We start from the raw sequence: 16844 nt of genomic DNA, 5'->3' as shown, positions 1-16844 counted from the left end.
CCTGCCTGTGCCTGCCGCGCGCCTGTGCCGCCGTACACGACGCTCTCCCGTCGTACGGCGCAAGTCAGGGCAGGGGCACGGGGAGAGGGCGGGCGGCGGGCGCCTCGTCCCGCGCGGCCGGTGTCTCCAGCAGGTCCTCGACCGGCGTGTGCGGGGAAGAGGCCACCAGTGCCGTCAGCGCGGCGCGCAGCGCGCGGGCGAGCTGCGCGGCCTGCGCGCGGGTGAGGCGCGCGCAGGCGAACTCCAGGCTCAGCAGGGGCTGTTCGCGCCAGCGCAGCACCGTCAGGGCGGCGTCCGCGGTGACGGCGCCCGGATGCCCGTGGTGGAAACGCACGGTCAGCCCGCCCGCCCGCAGGCTCTCGGGCAGCAGCTCGTCGCGGGCCGCGAACGTCACCTGCGGCGTGGCGGGGCGGAAGCGGAAGCGGTCCGCGGGCGCCCCCGCGGCGCGCGCCGCATCCGCGTCGTCGGCGTCCGCGTACTGGAGGGCCTCACTGAACGCGCAGGCGATACCGCGCAGGAAGTAGTCGACGCCGCCCTCCAGTTCACAGGCCACCGGCACCGTCGCCGCGCACGGCACGGCCGTGCGCAGCAGCTCCGCGGTGGGCCGGCGCGGCATCTCGGTGCCCACCAGCAGCCGTTCGCGGCCCGCGTGCCGGCCCACCGCCAGCGCCCAGGCGGCCAGCAGCACCGTGCTGTGCGGCACACCGGCCCGCCGGGCCGTCGCGTCGGCCGCGTCGCGCAGCCGCGCGCCGAGGCCGAACAGCAGCCGCTCGCCGCGGAAGTCGAAGGCGGCCGCCGGACGCGCCGCGGGAGCCAGGTCCAGGCCGGCGGCCAGGGAGCGCAGCCGCTCGGCGCGTGCGGCCGGCAGCACCCGCGCCGGGCCCGGCACGTCCGGGCCCGGCCTGTCCGGACCGGGGCGGGGGGTGCGGTCCAGCGGGCGGCGGCTCACGGCGCGGTCGTAGTCGGCGAGCAGTTCCCGCCACAGCAGGGCGGCCGACCGGCTGTCCGCCACGGCGTCGTGGTGGACGAACGACAGCAGATGCGAACCGGCCGCCAGCGGGGTCAGCACGAAGGCCAGCGGCGGCAGGCCGGGCCGGCCGAGCAGCCGCCCCGCCCGCACGGCCAGCCGTGCGTGCGCCGCCGCCACCAGGTCCTCGCCCGGGGCCGCCGCCACCGGTTCCAGCGTGACCAGCGGCGGGGGGCAGACGGCGAGCACCCGCCGTACGGGGCCGCGCGGGGTGGCGGCGAAGGCCGTCCGCAGGCCCTCGTGCCGTGCGCTCAGGGCGGCCAGCGCGCGGCGCAGCGCACCCGTCTGCGGCGGCCCGGACAGCTCGGCGCTGACGATCCGGGCCACCACGCCGCCGCCGGCGGCCCGCTCGGCGGCGAGCGCCGCCGACTGCCCCGGCAGCAGCGCCCGTACCGCCCCGGCCCGCTCCGCGCCGTCCGCGGCGGGGAGCGGTGCCCGCACCGGCGCCGGCCGCGCCCGGGCCAGTACGTCCGCGAGGGGGGCGGGGCCCAGCAACTGGGCCAGGTCCACGGCCAGGCCCAGCTGCTGCTCGGCGCGCGCCTGCAGCCGTACGGCCTGCCCGAGGCCGCCGCCCAGCGTGATGAAGGGGGACCCCGCCGCCCCGGCCGGCAGGACGCGCCGGTCGCAGCCGATGACGTCCGCGGCCAGGTCGAGCAGCTCCTCCAGGGGAGTCGGCGTCAGCATGGGTGGCCCTCTCTGTGGGCAGTCGTGCCCCGATGCTGGCGCCCGCGCCTCGAAGGCCGCTCGAACGCGGCCGCACGACGGCGCCCGCCCCGCCGTACGGCGGGCCGGCAACCCCCTGTCAATTTCAAAGACAGAAACTCTATCACTGACAGCTCGATTATCGCTGAAAGTGCTAAAGTCGGTCCATGACGCTCCGAGAACGACGCCTGCGCGAGCAGGCCCAGCGCCACCGCCTGATCCTCACCACGGCCCGCGAGATGGCCGAGGCCGAAGGCTGGGACCACGTCACCACGCGGCGTCTCGCGGACCGTATCGAATACAGCCAGCCCGTGCTGTACCAGCACTTCAAGAACAAGGACGCCATCGTCCACGCGGTCGCCCTGGAGGGTTTCGCCGAACTCGCCGCCGCTCTGCGCGCCGCCCGCCTGGGCACGGCGGAGCCGCGCGGCGCGCTGGACGCGGTGGCCCGCGCCTATGTCGACTTCGCCGAGCGGGGGCCGGTCCTCTACCAGGCCATGCTCACCCTCGACCCGGGAGACGACGACGCTCCCGCAGGCACCCCCGCAGGCGCTTCGGGAGGTGCTTGCGGGGACACGCCGGCGCCGTTCGCGGACGTCCTCGCCGAGATCGGCCTCGCCGTGGCGCCCGTCGCGGCCGGCCGCGACGGGGAACTGCTGGCCGAGGTCCTGTGGAGCGCCTGGCACGGCCTGGCCGCCCTCAGCGGGGGCCGCCGTCTGCGCCCCGGCCTCACCGGCCGGCGGCTGGCCGCGCTGACCGAGGTCCTGCTCGGGCCCGCGGCGCAGCCCGCCTGACACGCCGGCGGCCCGGACCGCGGGCCCGCACGCTCGCGGCCTCGGACGCCCGGTGGTCCGAAGACGCGGTGGTCCGAAGACGCGGTGGTCCGGAGGCGTGCCGGTCCCGGGGGCCGGTGGTTCAGACCGGGGTGCCGGCCGTCTCGGCCTGCTGCTCCGGTTCGGAGGGTCCGGTTTTCGCGGGCTCGTTGAGGCGCTTGCCGATCAGCACGAACAGCAGGATGAGCCCGACCGTGAGCAGGGTGTGCCCCAGGCCCGCGGTGAGCGGCACCGCCTCGGGCACGTGGTCGCCGAGCACGGTCTCGGTGCCGTGCACGAACATCATGGCGACGGTGATCGCGATGCCCGCGTTGTAGAACCAGAAGAAGTACGTGAACAGTTTCGTCCCGGACAGCCCGAACTGCTTGTCCAGGGCGAGGACGATGAGGAAACCCATCATGCCCAGCGAGAGCAGGTGGGTGTGCATGAGCGCCAGCTGGGTGTCACCGTCGAAGTCTTTGGCTTTGGTGAACTCCCGGTAATACAGACCGGAGATCACTCCCAGGATCATGTAGACGTGTGCCGCGTAATACGACTTCCGCATCCCCGTGCTCGCTCCCTGCTGGTCATTGCCGGTCAATTCAGGCTCCCACGGGGGCCATTGAAGCACCCCGGCCTGAACCCTTCGCGCGTTTCCGGAGATCGTTCGAGCGGCCCTCCAGCGGGCCTCAAGGGCCTCTGCGAAGTCCCGGGCCACGCTGGGGCGTCGAGGTTCGTCCACGCACAACGAGAGGCATCCGCATGAGGCACTCCCGTACGGTCGCGGCCGTCGCCGCGGTCACCGGACTGGTCCTGGCCGCCGCGGGCGCGGCGAGCGCCCAGGTCACGCCCGGGCCCGTCACCCCGCCGTCGCCCCGGGACACGGAGGAGGCCGTATGAAGCACCCCCGCGGCGTCACGGGCGTCGCGGCCGCCGTCGCGGTCACCGGACTCGTCCTGGCCGCCGCCGGCGCGGCACCCGCGCGGACACCGGCCGGCCCGGAGCGCATCACCTCACGGGCGCAGCTGGCCCGCGGCATCGCCGCGGCCGTCGCCCGGGAACAGGCCGCCGCCGGCGCGCCGTTGTCCCCGGCGGCCCGGGGAATGAGCGTCGACGTCTCCTCCGTACCGCCGTGCTGACGCGGGGTCACGCGCGCCCGGACGCGGCCGCCGCCGGGACGGACACCCGTACGAGCTGGTGCCCCAGCGGGGCGGCGCACGCCCCGGAGTCGCTGGTCCTGGGCGTGCGCTCCGGCCTCGACGGACAGGTGACGTATCTCGCCGACGCGGTCCCGGCCGCCGCGGTGCTCGACCAGATCCCCGAGGACATCGAGCCGCGCCGGATCCTGCGGTTCGCCTCGCACTGCGTCACCGACTGCGCCAACCGCCGGGGCGGTGACTGCACCCTGGTGGAACGGATGGTGGCGGCCTACCCGGCGCCGGCGGGCGGCGCGGTGCCGCGCTGCCATCTGCGGGCCGGCTGCCAGTGGTGGGCGCAGGCCGGCGTCGACGGCTGCCGGCGCTGCCCGGCACTGGCCACCCGCCACCCCGCGGACGACGAACTGGCCTCCCTGGTCGCCGACCCGGACGTCACCCCCGAACAGCTCGCCGCCTGGACCGCCGCCCGCCGGGACTGACGACACCCGCCCACCGGACCCTGGTTCGCCGCGCCTTGCGCCGCACCCCGGCAGCGGCCCGCGCGGCCGGGCACCGCCGGCCCGGCTCAGGAGGCGACGCCGCGGGAGGCGAGGGCGGTGAAGGCGGGCCGGCGCAGTGCCTCGGCGAGCGACGCGCGCCAGTCGGGGAGGGCGGGCAGGCCCGCCGCGGCCCAGCGGGTGTGGCCCAGGACGCTGAACGCGGGCCGGCGCGCCGGGCGGGCGGAGGCCGCGGAGGAGGTCGGGCGCACCCGGTCGGGATCCAGCCCGCTGAGTTCGTACGCGGCCCGGGCCAGGCCGTACCAGGTGGTGCGGCCGGCGGCGGTGGCGTGGTAGACGCCAGGCGGGGCGTCGCCGACGCGGCCGAGCGCGACCAGCAGCCCGGCCAGGTCGTGGGTCCAGGTGGGCTGCCCGTGCTGGTCGTCGACGACGTCCACGGTGTCCCCGCGGGAGGCCAGACCGAGGACGGTGGCGACGAAGTTCCGTCCGTGTTCGCCGTACAGCCAGGCGGTGCGCACGATGTAGCCGGTGTCGGGCAGGAGTTCGGCGACCGCCCGTTCGCCGGCCAGTTTGCTGCGGCCGTAGGCGTTGACCGGGCCGGTCGGAGCCGACTCGGAGTAGGGCTCGGTGCCGTCTCCGGGCAGCACGTAGTCGCTGGAGACGTGCAGCAGTCGGGCGCCGGTGCGGCGGCAGGCGAGGGCCAGGTGACGTACGCCCGTCCCGTTGACGGCGGTCGCCGCGGCCTCGGCCCTCTCGGCGCCGTCGACATCCGTCCAGGCGGCGCAGTTGACCACCACGTCGTGGCCGGCGACCGCGGCACGGACGGCCCGCGGGTCGGTGATGTCGAGGCCGGCCCGGCCGGGCGCGGTGACCTGTCCGCAGGCCAGCAGCGCCCGCACCTCGCGGCCCAGCGCCCCGCCGCCCCCGGTGACCAGCCAGCGTGTCATCGACCGCTCCTCGCGTGAAAGGGGCCCGGCCTGCGGGCCGGGGAGACAACACGTCCCGCGCCCGGGGCGCGCGGCGGCACGGCTCACCCCGCCCCACTCGTCCCGTCCGTGCATGCCCCCGCACGGGCCGTCCCGCACGCCCCGCACGTCCGGCCGCGTCCCGCACATGGCCGTGTCCCGCACATGGCCGTGTCCCCGGAGCGGCCCCCGGCACGGGACGGCCGCGGGCACCGTCGCACAGCCCACACGTTTCCCGCACCCGGCCCGGCAGCACACCGGCGACCACACCTTCCCGCACGGCACTCCCGCGACGGCCGGACACGGACCGGGCAGCGACCCACGCGGGCCGACGGGCCGACCGGCCGACGGGCCTGCCGGGCCGACGGGCCTGCCGGGCCTGCCGGGCTAGGCGGGCTAGGCGGGTTGGGCGGGTTGGGCGGGCCGGACCGGCCGGACGGAGCGCGTCACGGGCGGGGCGGCGGTCAGCGAGCGCACCTGGGCGCTGCACAGCGCCGCCGCGGTCGCGCACACCACCAGCGCGGCCCCGCCCAGCAGCGCGCCGCTCGTCCCGGCGTGCGCGGCGACCGGACCCGCGGCCATCTCGCCCACCGGCAGGGCCACGAACGAGCCCAGCGCGTCGTAGGAGTACACGCGCGCCAGCCGGTCGGCGGGAATGTTCTCCTGCAGCGACACGTCCCAGGCCACCCCGAACTGCTCCAGCGCGATGCCGTTGGCGAACATCGCCGCGCCCAGCAGCAGCGCCCCGCCGCCCTGGGCCAGCACCACCAGCGGCAGCGCCTCCACCGCCACCGCCGCCACTCCCACCAGCAGGGTCCGCCGGGCCCGGGAACGGGCGGCGAACACACCGCCCAGCAGTGCCCCGGCCATCTGCGCGGCCAGCACCGCGCCCCACACCCCGCGCCCGAACGTGGCATCGGCGACGGCCGGTCCCAGCACCTGCACGCCGCCCGCGACCACGGCGTTGACGACCATGAACTGCCCCACCACGATCCACACCCAGCGGCGCGCGGTGAACTCCCGCCAGCCCGAACGCAGTTCCCGCAGCGGACGGGTGCGGCCCGGCGCGGGTCCGGGCGGGCCGCCCGGCCCGGTGCGCACGGCGAGGAAGCACCAGGCCGCCGCGCCGAACGCCGCCGCGCTGCAGGCCAGCCCCCAGCCTGCCCCGCACCCGGCGGCGACCGCGCCGCCCAGCGACACACCGGCGATCATGCCGAGGTTGGTGCCCATCCGCATCAGCGCGCCGGCCGGGCGGATCAGGCCGGCCGGCACGGTCTGCGGGGTCAGCGCGGCGGAGGCGGGCAGCGACAGCGCGGCCAGCGCGCCGTTGAGGACGCTGAGCACCGTCAGCAGGGGGAGGGAGGTGAGACCCAGCAGCACGCTCAGCGCGATCGCGGTCTGCGCCCCGCACGCGGCCAGCGCGGAACCCCGTAGGACCAGGGTGCGCCGCATCCGGTCGGCGACGACCCCGCCGGCCGGCAGCAGTGCCACGTTGGCCACCGAGCGCGCCCCGACGACCAGACCCAGGGCGGTGGCCGAGCCGGAGGCGTCGAGGACGGCGAAGGCCAGCACGACAGGGGCCATCGCGTTGGCGCAGTACACCAGCGCCCGTCCGGCGGCCAGCCGGCGGAACGAGCGGTGGCCGAGCGGGCCGCGCGGGCGCGGGGCGTGTGCGGGCGCGGCGGTGGCGGGGCTCATGGCGGGCTCCCTACGGACGGGGCAGGACGGTGAAGTGCACCCGGGAGACGCTCACGCCCAGGTCCTGTACGGCGAAGGGGCAGAAGTAGTAGGCCTGCGGGGTGGCCCGGGGTGCCAGGTCGAGGGTGAACTCGGCGTGGACGCGCCGCCCGGCGACCGCGTCGACGCGGCGCAGCACGGGGCCCACCCGGGCGTCGAGGTAGAGCGGCAGCACGATGCCCAGGTTGAGGGTGCCGTCGCGGGGGGCCACCGCCTCCACCACCACGTGCAGGGTGCTGCCCGCGGCCGTCTCGGCGGGTGCCTTCACGCGCAGTGCGACGGCGCCGGTGTGGGCGTTGGCGACGTCGCCGCAGCGCGCGCACACCGTCTGGACGGTGTCGGCGATCGCCGGTACCCGGCCGTGACGGCGGTAGGAGCGCAGCGGTCGGCCGCAGGCGCACGGGGCGTCGAGCGCGACGGGCGCGGCGGCGGTGCTGCGTTCGCCGAAGTAGGTGGGGAAGGCGAGGACGGGGTCGTCGTGGTGCTTGGCGAAGCGGTGGGCCAGCGCGAGGTCGAGGGACTTGGTCTCGGCGGCGATCGCGGCCAGTGCCGGGCCGGCCTCCGGTGCGGAGCGGGCCACGGTGCGTACCGCGTCGCGCAGCACGGTGTCCGCCAGCGCCCGCAGCCGGGGGCGCAGCGGGTAGTCGGGGCCCAGCAGCCCGCTGTCGAGCAAGCCTGACAGGCGGGCGCCGAGCCGGTGCAGCGGCGGGTACGGGCCGCCCGGGTCCGGGAAGCCGTCGGAGCCGTGAGAGTCGTAAGGGGCTTTCGGGCCGGGGGAGTCGAGGGTGCGGGGGGAACCGGAGGACTCGAAGGCGTCGGCGGTGTGGGTGTGGGTGTGAGTGTGGGGGTCGGCGGGGGAGTGGGGGTGGGACGGGCCGAGGCCGGAGGACTGCAGGCCGGCCTGGACGAACGCCGGGTAGGGGTTGATGTCGCGCAGTTGCCGGTTCATGGCGACGGCCGCGCTGCCGGCGTCCGCGGTGGCGGTGAGCCAGGCCAGGTTCTCCGGTCGCTGCCCGTCGCAGGCGGTGAGCGTGGCGACGACGGTCTGCGCGGGCCCGTCGAGCGCGTTGAGGAGGATGAGGTACTTCGGGTCGTACATCGCGTGGCCGGCGAGGGCGCCGCTGAAGCAGTTGGCCAGTACGAGTTCGGCGGCCCGGATACCGCGGGCGGGGATGAGTTTGTCCTGCGGTTTGGTGCAGCCCAGGCCGTAGGCGCAGCGGGGTCCGGGCATCCCGGGCGCGGCCGCGGCGGGGCTCGCTCCGCACAGGGTGAACTGGCCGAGGTTGAGCTGGTCGTCCTTGCCGTTGCCGTGGAAGAGCACCCGCCGCCACACCTGGCCGAGGGCGATCCGCCGGACGTCGAGGCGGTGGACGTCGGCGGCGCCGAGCCAGACGTCGGCCTGCGGCGCGGGGGCGGCGGCGTCGAGTTCGGACAGGACACCGACCGGGGCGTCCGCGCTGACGCGGGCGTACTGCTTGGCCGCCATCCAGCTGAGGCTGTGCACGTCGCGGCCGGTCAGCAGGGACAGGGGGCGGCCGGTGGCGTGGGCGGCGTCGAGGGTGTGCTGCACGGCGTCGGCGCGCAGGTGGGCGTACGCGCCGACCAGCAGTACGGATCCGGTGTCCGGCAGGTCGTGCGGGTCGTCCACCCAGTGGCGGGCCAGCGGGCGGATCAGCGCGGTCAGCGCGGCGGGCAGCGGGCCGCCGGCCACGACGCCGGTGTCGCAGGGTTCGGGGGTGCGCAGGCCGCTGTAGACCTCTTCGGCCAGGGCGATGCCGTCCAGCAGGTCCGTGCGGGGGCCGGTGAACACCGGCAGGGGTCCCCGGCCGCCGGCCACGGCCCGCGTGTAGTCGCCGAGCGAGGTGTACGGGGCGAACAGCGGCTGCCGTCCGGCACCCGGCCCGGCGCCGGCGGCGGCCGAAGTCCGCACGGGGGGCGGGGCGGTGGGGGTGCTCAGGGCGTTCACGGGTGGTCCACCTTCAGCTCGAAGTGGTCGAGGACGGCCTGCATGCGCTGTTCGACCTGGTCGGCGGTGGCGCCCTCGACATGGACGTAGCCGGTGGAGGCGTGGGAGGCGCGGGGCGGGTCGAGGACGTCGCCGGGTGCGGCGTCCAGGTGGGCGCCGATCACGCCGGGCAGCCGCAGCAGTTCCTCCTCGGAGCTGATGTGGACCACGCGGCCGGGCCGGGTGGGCAGCAGCAGGTCGCCGACCGCCCGGTCGCGGGTGTAGACGGGCTGCGGGACGCGGTCGAGGTAGGTGTCGAGGATGACGTGCAGGAAGTCGAACCCGTAGGCGAGGGAGTGGTTGACGGGGACTTCGCAGCCGCTGAGGCGGGCGGCGACCTCGCTCATGAAGAAGGAGCCGTCTTCGGTGAGGAAGAACTCGCCGTGCAGGTAGCCGAAGGGCAGGTGCAGGCCGTCGGCGAGCCGCTGGGCCAGGGCCCGCGCGTCGACGGGGAGCTGTTCACCGGGCGCGTAGGTGATGTTGGCGTTGATCGCGCCGTCGAGGACCTCCAGGATCGGGCGGGGGTTCTTCGACAGGTAGGCGTCCACGACCCGGCCGCGGGCGACGACGGCGCACAGCTGGAACTCGCGGCCGCGGATGAACTGTTCGGCCATCCAGTCCAGGGCGGGGTCGAGCGGCGGGATCGCGGCGAGCGCGGCGGGGGAGTCGACGCGGTAGGTGTTGAGGCAGGAGTCGGAGTCGACGGGCTTGAGGACGACCGGCCAGCCGTGGGTGTCGCCGAACGCGGCGACGTCGTCGAGGCTGTGCACGGCGCGGTAGGCGGCGTGCGGGATGCCGAGTTCGGCGTAACGGTCCTTCATGGTCTTCTTGTTGCGGACCCAGGCGACCTGGCGGGGGGTGAGGTGCGGCAGGTCGACGAGGGCGGCGAAGCGCTGGGCGCGGTCCTGCAGCGCCTCGTTGGGGTTGCAGAAGAACCGCGGCCGGGGCAGGCCCCGGGTGCCCTTCATCCAGCGCAGGTAGCGGGCGGCCTCCTCGTGCAGGGGGGCGGCGGTGCGCAGGGTGAACGTGGGCAGGTGCGCGGTGCGCCGGAGGTGGTCCTCGCTCAGCGGCACGCAGTCGAAGCGCAGCAGGACGACGTCCACGTCGTCGCGGGCCAGGACGCTGTCGGTGAACGCGGCCCGGCGGCTTTCGACGAGCAGTACGGCGGGGCGGGAGGGCGTGCTGGGCGTGCTGGGCATGGCGGTCTCCAGAGGTCGGGCGGGCCGGCGGGGCCGGGGTGGGCGGGGCCGTGCGGGCGGGGGTGTCAGCCGATGACGCGGGTGGCGCCGTCGAGGCGGCCGGGCCGGGTGCGCCGCAGGTCGCGGACGAGGTTGACGCGCTTGAGCCAGCGGTCGGATCCGTCGAAGCCGGCGCTGAAGGGGCGCCGTCCGTGCACCACGTTGCGGTTGTCGAGGAAGCAGACGGCGCCGGTGGGCACCAGCACGTCGGTGAGGTTGGCGTCCAGGTGCGCCACCAGCCAGGCCAGGGCCCGTTCGGCCGCCCGGTCGCCGGGCAGCGCGGTGAAGAAGTCCCGGTCGACGCGGAGCACCGGCAGGTCGCGGTGGCCCGACAGGACGGCGACCGGCTCGGCCGCGGGAGCGTCGGCGGCGAACTCGTGGGAGGTGTCGGGCAGGGCGGCGAACCGGGGCTGGGCCAGCACCGCGCGCACGTCCGCCGGGCACCTGGCGTACGTCGACGTGGGCGACGGTGGTGGGCACCCGGCCCGGGTTGCGCAGGGCGAACAGGCCGACCCAGTCCGCCCGGTGGGGGGAGAAGGCGTCCTCGGTGTGCCAGGCCAGTTCCAGTGCGCTGGAGGCGGAGACGAGGCTGTGCTCGTAGCCCTTGCTGGGCAGGATGTCGGTCACCAGCCGGCCGGCCTGCTGGGTGGCCCAGCCGGTGATGTCGCCGAGCAGCGCCGCGTACAGCACCAGCAGGCAGCCGTGGACCTGGCCCGCCTCGGTGTCGGCCGCGCTCCAGTGGCCGGGGGTGGGTCCCAGGGCCGCCTGGTCGACGAGGTGGCCGCGGACCAGGGTGGCGTGGGTGTTCTCGTCGCGGCGGGCGGAGTTGAGGTGGCGGCGGACCGCGAGCGGCAGTTCGTGGGCGATCACCGGGGCCTCGTCGACGAACCGGGGGTCGTCGGCGGCCTTGAACGTCTCGGCGCAGGACGCGGCCAGGGCGTGCGCCGCGCGGGCCTCGCGGGCGGTCAGGTCGAGGACGTGGTGGCGGGGGTCGCCGGCCGGCTCCGGGGCGGGCGGGGGACCGGCGGGGGCGGCGGCCGGGCGGGAGGAACGCGCGGGGCGGGCGGGGGCGATGACGGTCATGGCGGGATCCCTTACGGCTACGGCTACGGCTACGGCTACGGGTGCGGGTGCGGGTGCCGGCGCGGTGGGCGCTTGCGGGCGCGGGGCCGGTTCAGCGGGTGGTCCGGGTTCAGCGGGTGGTCTGCAGGTGGTCCAGGCACAGCTCGTACAGGTCCTCGGCGTGGGTCTCGTGCCAGCCCTCGGGCGCGGGTACGGCAGCCGGCCACAGGGCGTGGCGGTCGCGGGCGTCGGACAGGACGACGAAGGTGGCGTACTCGTCGGCGAAGGGGTCGTCGGCCGGGGTCGGGCCGAGGACGGTCAGCCGGCCCTCGGCGTCGATACGGGCGGCGCGGCCGGTGCGCCACATGAGGGCGGTCTGCCCGGGGCCGGCCAGCGGGTCCGGCAGGAAGCGTTCGCCGGTGGCGGCGGGTGCGCCGGTGTAGCCGTGGGCGACGCCGGCGCCCGCGATGTAGAGGCTTCCGGTGCGGCCGGCCGCGGCGGGCCGCAGCTGCGCGTCCAGGACGTAGGCGCGGTGGCCGGGGGCGGGCCGGGGCCCGGCGGGGGTGTGCTCGACCCGCAGCCGGCCCTCCGGCCAGCCGCCGGGCACGCTCAGGGTGAGGTGCCCGGTGGCGGCGCGGGCCAGGAGCGTCTCGCCGGCGGCGCCCAGCAGCACGCTCGCGCCGCAGCCGCGCAGCCACTCCAGGACGGCGTCGGGCGCGGCACCGTCCAGGGGGGCGGCGGGCAGGTGGACACGGGCGCCGCAGACGAGGGCGGCGAGCAGGCCGAGGGCGGTGTCCGCGTCCGGGTAACCGGCGCTCAGCCAGGCCGCGTCGGCGGCCGGGGCGAGGGTGGCGGCGGCGACGCTCTCGGGGCCGATCTCCACCAGCGGGCCCGCCGCCGCGGCCGCCTCCGCCGTACCGGTGGTGTCCGGTGTGGCGGGGGCCAGGACCACCGGGTGCGCGGAGTGCGCGGGGTGCGGCGGGCGGACGGGCCGGGCGGGGGTGGCGGGCAGCAGGTCGGCGGCCGGGTCGCGGACCAGGCGGGCGGCTTCGGGGACGGCCGGCAGCACGCGGTCGGCGGCCTCGTCGAGGAGCAGGACGGCGGGCCGGGCAACGGCGGGCAGGGCGCGGGCCGGGTCGAGCGGCAGGCAGGCGGCGCCGGTCTTGGCGATGGCGAGGACGGCGACCGCGAAGCCGGTCGGTGAGGCGATCGCGGTCGCCACCGCGGTGCCGGGGCCGGCCCGGTGGGCGAGCAGGGCGTGGGCCAGCAGGTCGGAACGGGCGTCCAGTTCGGCGTAGTCCATGCCCGCCAGGGCCGGTGCGCCGGGGGTACGGGCGGCCTGCGCGGCGAACAGGGCGGCGACGCCCGCTTCGGGCAGCTCCAGCGCCTCTCCCGCCCACCGCCGCGCACCGTCGGCGGGGGCACCGGGCGCGGTGCGCAGCCGGCTGAGGGCGGTGGCGGGCGCGTCCAGAGCGGTTTCGAGCAGCGCGGTCAGCAGACCGGTCAGCTGCGCGGCGGCCCTCTCACCGACACTCTCGTGGTCGAAGGCGGTGCTGACGGTGATGCCGGCCGGCGCACCGGCCGGGGTGTGCCGTTCGGTCAGTGTCAGGCCGAGGTCGGCGTCCTGCGCCGGGAGTTGCGGCGGGGCCGCCTGCACGGTGAGCCCGGCCGCCTCGTACTCGCCGCAGCTCTCCGCGAGGACACTCAGCGCGATGCCGCCGGGCCGGGCCAGGGCCGCGCCGCCGGCGCGGTAGGCGGCGAGGTCGGCGGCACGCACCCGCCGCAGCAGTTCGGTGAAGGCCGGGTCGCCGGAGGTGTCCACGGACAGCGCCAGCACCCTCCCGTAGGGTCCCACGGCGCGGCGCAGGGCGGCGCTGTCGCGGGCCGGCACCGGCGCGGCCAGGGTGATGGTGTCTCCCGCGCCGAGCCGGGCGAGCAGAGCCGCGAGCGCGGCGTGCACCACCATGAACAGGGTGGCGCCCTGCTCGGCGGCCAGCCGGACCAGCCGCTCGTGCAGGCCCGCGTCCAAGTCGAGGTCGAGACGGCCGCCGTCCCGGCCGCCGGCCGGGGACCGCCCGCTGCCCGGCAGCACGGTGGGCGGAAGATCACCGGCCGCCGCCCGGGGAGCGGCCTGCGGCATGCCGCCGTCCCGGTGCGGGGCATCGCCGGTGGCCCGCGCCCCGTAGGCCAGGGCCAGTTCGGCGGCCAGCGGGGTGTGCGACCACAGGTCGACCAGGCCGGCGGGCACCGTGAGTTCCAGCAGGTGGTCGTCGGCGGCCAGGGTACGCAGCCGGGTGCCCGCCGACCCCAGCCGGCTGTTGCGCAGCGCCTCGTGACGGCGCCCCAGGTCCCCGAGGGCCTCCTCCAGCGCCCGTACGCTCAGCGCGCCGCGCAGCCGCAGCGGCAGCACCGCGCAGCCCTCCCCGGCGCAGGCCCGGCCGGGCCCGGTGGCGTCGGCCGGCCGGTCACCGACGAGAGCGGCGAACAACGCGGGAGTGGGCGCCTCGTACAGGGCACGGCTGCCCGGGTCGGCACCCAGCACCGCCCGCGCCCGGGCCAGCAGCCGGGCCGCGGCCAGCGAGTGCCCGCCGATCCGGAAGAAGTCGGAGTCGGCGTGGACGGTACGCCGCGGCACCCCGATCACCTCGGCGAACAGGTCACGGACGATCTCCTGCAAAGGGGTGCCGGGCGGCGTGCCGGGCCGGTCGGCGCTGAACGCGGGCGCGGGCAGCGCGGCACGGTCCACCTTGCCGTTGGCGTTCAGCGGCAGCGCCGCCAGCGTCATCAGCGCCGACGGGATCATGTAGTCCGGCAACTGCTCCTGCAGATAGGCGCGCAGGACGACCTCGGTGTCGACGGTGCTCCCGAACGCGGTCGGCGTGTTGGCGCAGGCCCCGGCGGGCACCTCGGGGCCCGCGTACACACCGGTCAGGGGACCGGCGGCCACCTGCGCCGGGTCGACGAAGACGATGTCGAGGAGCCGGCCCTCCTCGGCCGACCAGGTCGGCAGGGCCCGGTAGCCGGCGCGCTCCCCGGCCGCGCACAGCTCCTCCGGGTCGGGCGCGCTCCCGCCCTCGCCCAGATGGGCCGCGGCGCCGGCGAGGCCCGCCGCGCCGTCCCGCAGGGCGCGCATCGCCGCCCACTCGCCGTGCACCCGCCGGTTGGGCACGGCGGCCAGCCGCACGGCGGCGGGCCGCCGCGTACGCAGGTACGCCTCCACGCCGGCCGGGGAGGCGGCGTCACGGCCCCACACCAGACGGGGCGCGGGGGAGAGGTCCAGAACGGGGGCGGCGGTCGACAGCACCGCCTCGTAGCGGTAGCGGGTCAGTTCGTTGTGCGCGCCGCCGCGCTTGACCCGCACGTCCACCGCGCGCACGGCGGGCAGTTCACGCGCCCAGGCGGCGAACAGCGCCGGCGAGAGCAGGAGTTCGGTCTCCAGCGCCACCCGCTGCTCGACGGCGCGCCACACGTCCGCGCCGTCGCCAGGCCGCGGCTGCCCGGCGCGGGACGCGAGTTCGACGCCGGTCTGCAGGCAGGGCGCCAGGTCGAGGTTGCGGACATCGCCCAGGAGGACCGAACCGCCGGGCGCGAGCAGCGGCAGCACCCCCTCGACGACGGAACGCAGATAGGCGAGATGGGGAAAGTACTGGACGACCGAGTTGACGACGACGGTGTCGAAGTGCCCCGCAGGCAGGCCGTCCAGGTCGTCGGCCGCACGGCAGCTCAGCCGCACCTTGCCGCGCAGCCGCTCGTCCGCCCCGGTCTGCGCGCGCAGCGCCTCGATGACGGAGGCGGAGAAGTCGGTCGCCCAGTACTCCTCGCACTCCGGCGCGCCGGCCAGCCGCGCCATCAGCAGACCGGTGCCGACACCGATCTCCAGGACGCGCCGCCCGCCGAGCTCCCGGATGCGCTCCACCGTCGCCGCCCGCCACTGCCGCATCTGCTCCAGCGGGATCGGCCGGGCGTCGTAACTGCTGTTCCAGCCCGCGAAGTTCTCCCCGTACGCGACCTCGGCGGCGTCGTCGTAGAGCGTCTCGTAGATCTCCTTCCACTCGGTGAGCTGCTCGCTCTCCCGCGCCGCGGCCCGGTGCGCGGCCGGCACCACGTGCGCCACCAGACGCCGCTCCCCGCCCGCGGCGCTCTCAGCACTCTCAGCACTCTCGGTGTTCGCGGTGTCGTCGGGGGTCGCGGTGTTCTCGGGGGTCGTGTGCACCGACACGACCGCCTCGGACACCGCGGGGTGCGCGGTCAGCACCGACTCGATCTCGCCGAGCTCGATGCGGAAGCCGCGCAGCTTGACCTGGTTGTCGACCCGGCCGGTGAACTCCATCTCCCCGTCCTCGCGCAGCCGCACCAGGTCGCCCGTGCGGTACAGCCGGCCGCCGCCGGGGGTGAAGCGGTCCTCGACGAACCGCTGCGCGGTCAGCTCGGGCCGGTCCAGGTAGCCGGTGGCCAGCCCCGGCCCGCCCAGCAGGAGTTCACCGCTGCCGCCCGGCGCGGCCGGCCGGCCGTCCGCGCTCACCACGACGGCGACGGTGGCACCCAGCGGACGTCCGATCGGCACGGTCCGCGCGTCCTTCGCGACCCCGGTCACCTCGTGCCAGGTGGCGAACGTGGTGGTCTCGGTGGGCCCGTACACGTGCAGCAGCCGCCCCGGGCCGCCGGCCGCCAGGACCTGCCGTACCCGGCGCGGGTCGCAGGCCTCGCCGCCGAACAGGACGGTGCGCAGCGGGGCGAAGGCGTCGGGCCGCTCGCGGGCGATCTGGTGGAACAGCGCGGTGGTCAGGAACACGGTGCTCACCCCGTGCTCGCGGACCGCGGCGGCGAAGCGGGCCGGATCGACGACGGTGTCCTTGGCCAGCCCGACCAGACGGGCACCGGCGGCGAGGGTCGACCAGACCTCGAAGGTGACCGCGTCGAAGGCGGGGTTGGCGGCCTGGGCGACCACGTCCTCGGGTGTCAGGCGCACGTAGTCGGTGGAGGTGACCAGGTCGAGGACGGCGCGGTGCGGGACGACGACGCCCTTGGGGGTGCCGGTGGTCCCGGAGGTGTAGCAGACGTAGGCCGCGTCCCCGGGCCCCGGCCGCACGGCCGGCAGGTCCCCGGGCCGGGCCGCGATCAGGCCGGCGTCCGCGTCCAGGTCGACGGCCACCGCGTCCAGCCCCGCGTACTCCCCGGCGCCGGAGCCCTCGGTCAGCACGGCGCGCGCCGCGCTGTCCCGCACGATCAGCCGGCGGCGCAGGCCCGGATGGGCCGGGTCCACCGGCACGTACGCCGCGCCGGCCCGCACCACCGCGAGGAAGGCGGTCACCAGACCCGGGCCCGGCCCGAGCGCGGTCACCACCCGGTCCCCGGGACCGACCCCCAGCGCCCGCAGATGGGCGGCGAGACGGTTGGCGGCCACGCTCAGCTCCCGGTAGGTGAGCCGGACGCCGGGGCCGTCGGCCGCGGGGTAGGTGACGGCGGTCGCCCCGGGCCGCGTACGGACGTGCTGCTCGATCAGGCCGGAGAGTGACATACGGGCTCGCTCCTTCGACAGCGGCTCGGAAGGACGGACGGCTCCGTCTTGGCAAAACCTTGCCAAGATGTTGGCAACAAGATCTTGAGGGTCCGTCTCGCACCACTGGAGCACCACTGGAGCC

The 16844-nt window shown here is 76.6% G+C and carries 12 protein-coding genes; 4 read left to right on the top strand and 8 right to left on the bottom strand.

Annotated elements, in window-relative coordinates:
• Positions 1-64 precede the first annotated feature (64 nt).
• Positions 65-1711 carry a condensation domain-containing protein gene (locus ACFVTC_RS16215; protein ID WP_390127333.1) on the bottom strand — a complete coding sequence of 549 codons (1647 nt, stop codon included), beginning with the start codon at positions 1709-1711 and terminating at the stop codon, positions 65-67.
• A 185-nt stretch (positions 1712-1896) separates the two neighbouring features.
• Here ACFVTC_RS16215 and ACFVTC_RS16210 point away from each other — a divergent pair, with 185 nt between their 5' ends.
• A complete protein-coding gene (locus ACFVTC_RS16210) occupies positions 1897-2523 on the top strand; it encodes a TetR/AcrR family transcriptional regulator (protein ID WP_390127331.1) in 627 nt (208 codons plus the stop codon).
• A 121-nt stretch (positions 2524-2644) separates the two neighbouring features.
• Here the strand turns inward: ACFVTC_RS16210 and ACFVTC_RS16205 are convergent, their stop codons facing one another.
• Entirely contained in the window at positions 2645-3106 is a 462-nt protein-coding gene (locus ACFVTC_RS16205) for a DUF2871 domain-containing protein (RefSeq protein ID WP_390127329.1), read from the bottom strand.
• A gap of 197 nt (positions 3107-3303) precedes the next feature.
• Here ACFVTC_RS16205 and ACFVTC_RS16200 point away from each other — a divergent pair, with 197 nt between their 5' ends.
• From ACFVTC_RS16200 to ACFVTC_RS16190, 3 genes are read left to right on the top strand one after another with little or no spacing between them, the layout of a single operon-like run.
• Positions 3304-3441 (top strand): hypothetical protein, encoded by a 138-nt coding sequence (locus ACFVTC_RS16200; RefSeq protein WP_168525281.1) that lies wholly within the window; start codon positions 3304-3306, stop codon positions 3439-3441.
• Positions 3438-3680: a hypothetical protein gene (locus ACFVTC_RS16195; protein WP_390127328.1), complete on the top strand. Its 243-nt coding sequence runs from the start codon at positions 3438-3440 to the stop codon at positions 3678-3680. The genes ACFVTC_RS16200 and ACFVTC_RS16195 overlap by 4 nt, the downstream gene beginning before the upstream one ends.
• Positions 3674-4177 (top strand): hypothetical protein, encoded by a 504-nt coding sequence (locus tag ACFVTC_RS16190; RefSeq protein WP_390127326.1) that lies wholly within the window; start codon positions 3674-3676, stop codon positions 4175-4177. The genes ACFVTC_RS16195 and ACFVTC_RS16190 overlap by 7 nt, the downstream gene beginning before the upstream one ends.
• A gap of 86 nt (positions 4178-4263) precedes the next feature.
• Here ACFVTC_RS16190 and rfbD read toward each other — a convergent pair whose 3' ends face one another.
• From rfbD to ACFVTC_RS16160, 6 genes are all read right to left on the bottom strand, one after another.
• The gene (gene rfbD / locus ACFVTC_RS16185) at positions 4264-5142 is read right to left on the bottom strand and encodes a dTDP-4-dehydrorhamnose reductase (protein ID WP_390127324.1); all 879 of its coding nucleotides are present in this window, start codon (positions 5140-5142) and stop codon (positions 4264-4266) included.
• Between the two features lie 414 nt (positions 5143-5556).
• Positions 5557-6858: an MFS transporter gene (locus ACFVTC_RS16180; RefSeq protein WP_390127322.1), complete on the bottom strand. Its 1302-nt coding sequence runs from the start codon at positions 6856-6858 to the stop codon at positions 5557-5559.
• A 10-nt stretch (positions 6859-6868) separates the two neighbouring features.
• Positions 6869-8863, bottom strand: a complete 1995-nt coding sequence (locus ACFVTC_RS16175) for a hypothetical protein (protein ID WP_390127320.1) — start codon at positions 8861-8863, stop codon at positions 6869-6871.
• Positions 8860-10101, bottom strand: coding sequence for an ATP-dependent carboxylate-amine ligase (locus ACFVTC_RS16170; RefSeq protein ID WP_390127318.1), 1242 nt, complete (start codon positions 10099-10101; stop codon positions 8860-8862). The genes ACFVTC_RS16175 and ACFVTC_RS16170 overlap by 4 nt, the downstream gene beginning before the upstream one ends.
• 65 nt (positions 10102-10166) lie before the next feature.
• On the bottom strand, positions 10167-10571 hold the full coding sequence (locus tag ACFVTC_RS16165; RefSeq protein WP_390127316.1) for a TauD/TfdA family dioxygenase: 405 nt from the start codon (positions 10569-10571) through the stop codon (positions 10167-10169).
• Between the two features lie 761 nt (positions 10572-11332).
• Positions 11333-16720: an amino acid adenylation domain-containing protein gene (locus ACFVTC_RS16160; protein WP_390127314.1), complete on the bottom strand. Its 5388-nt coding sequence runs from the start codon at positions 16718-16720 to the stop codon at positions 11333-11335.
• Positions 16721-16844 lie beyond the last annotated feature (124 nt).

The organism is Streptomyces sp. NPDC057950, from assembly GCF_042887295.1.
GTDB classification, from domain to species: Bacteria; Actinomycetota; Actinomycetes; order Streptomycetales; family Streptomycetaceae; genus Streptomyces; species Streptomyces kaempferi.
Note: the sequence above shows the minus strand (reverse complement) of the source record. Positions and strands in the feature narration are given on the sequence as shown.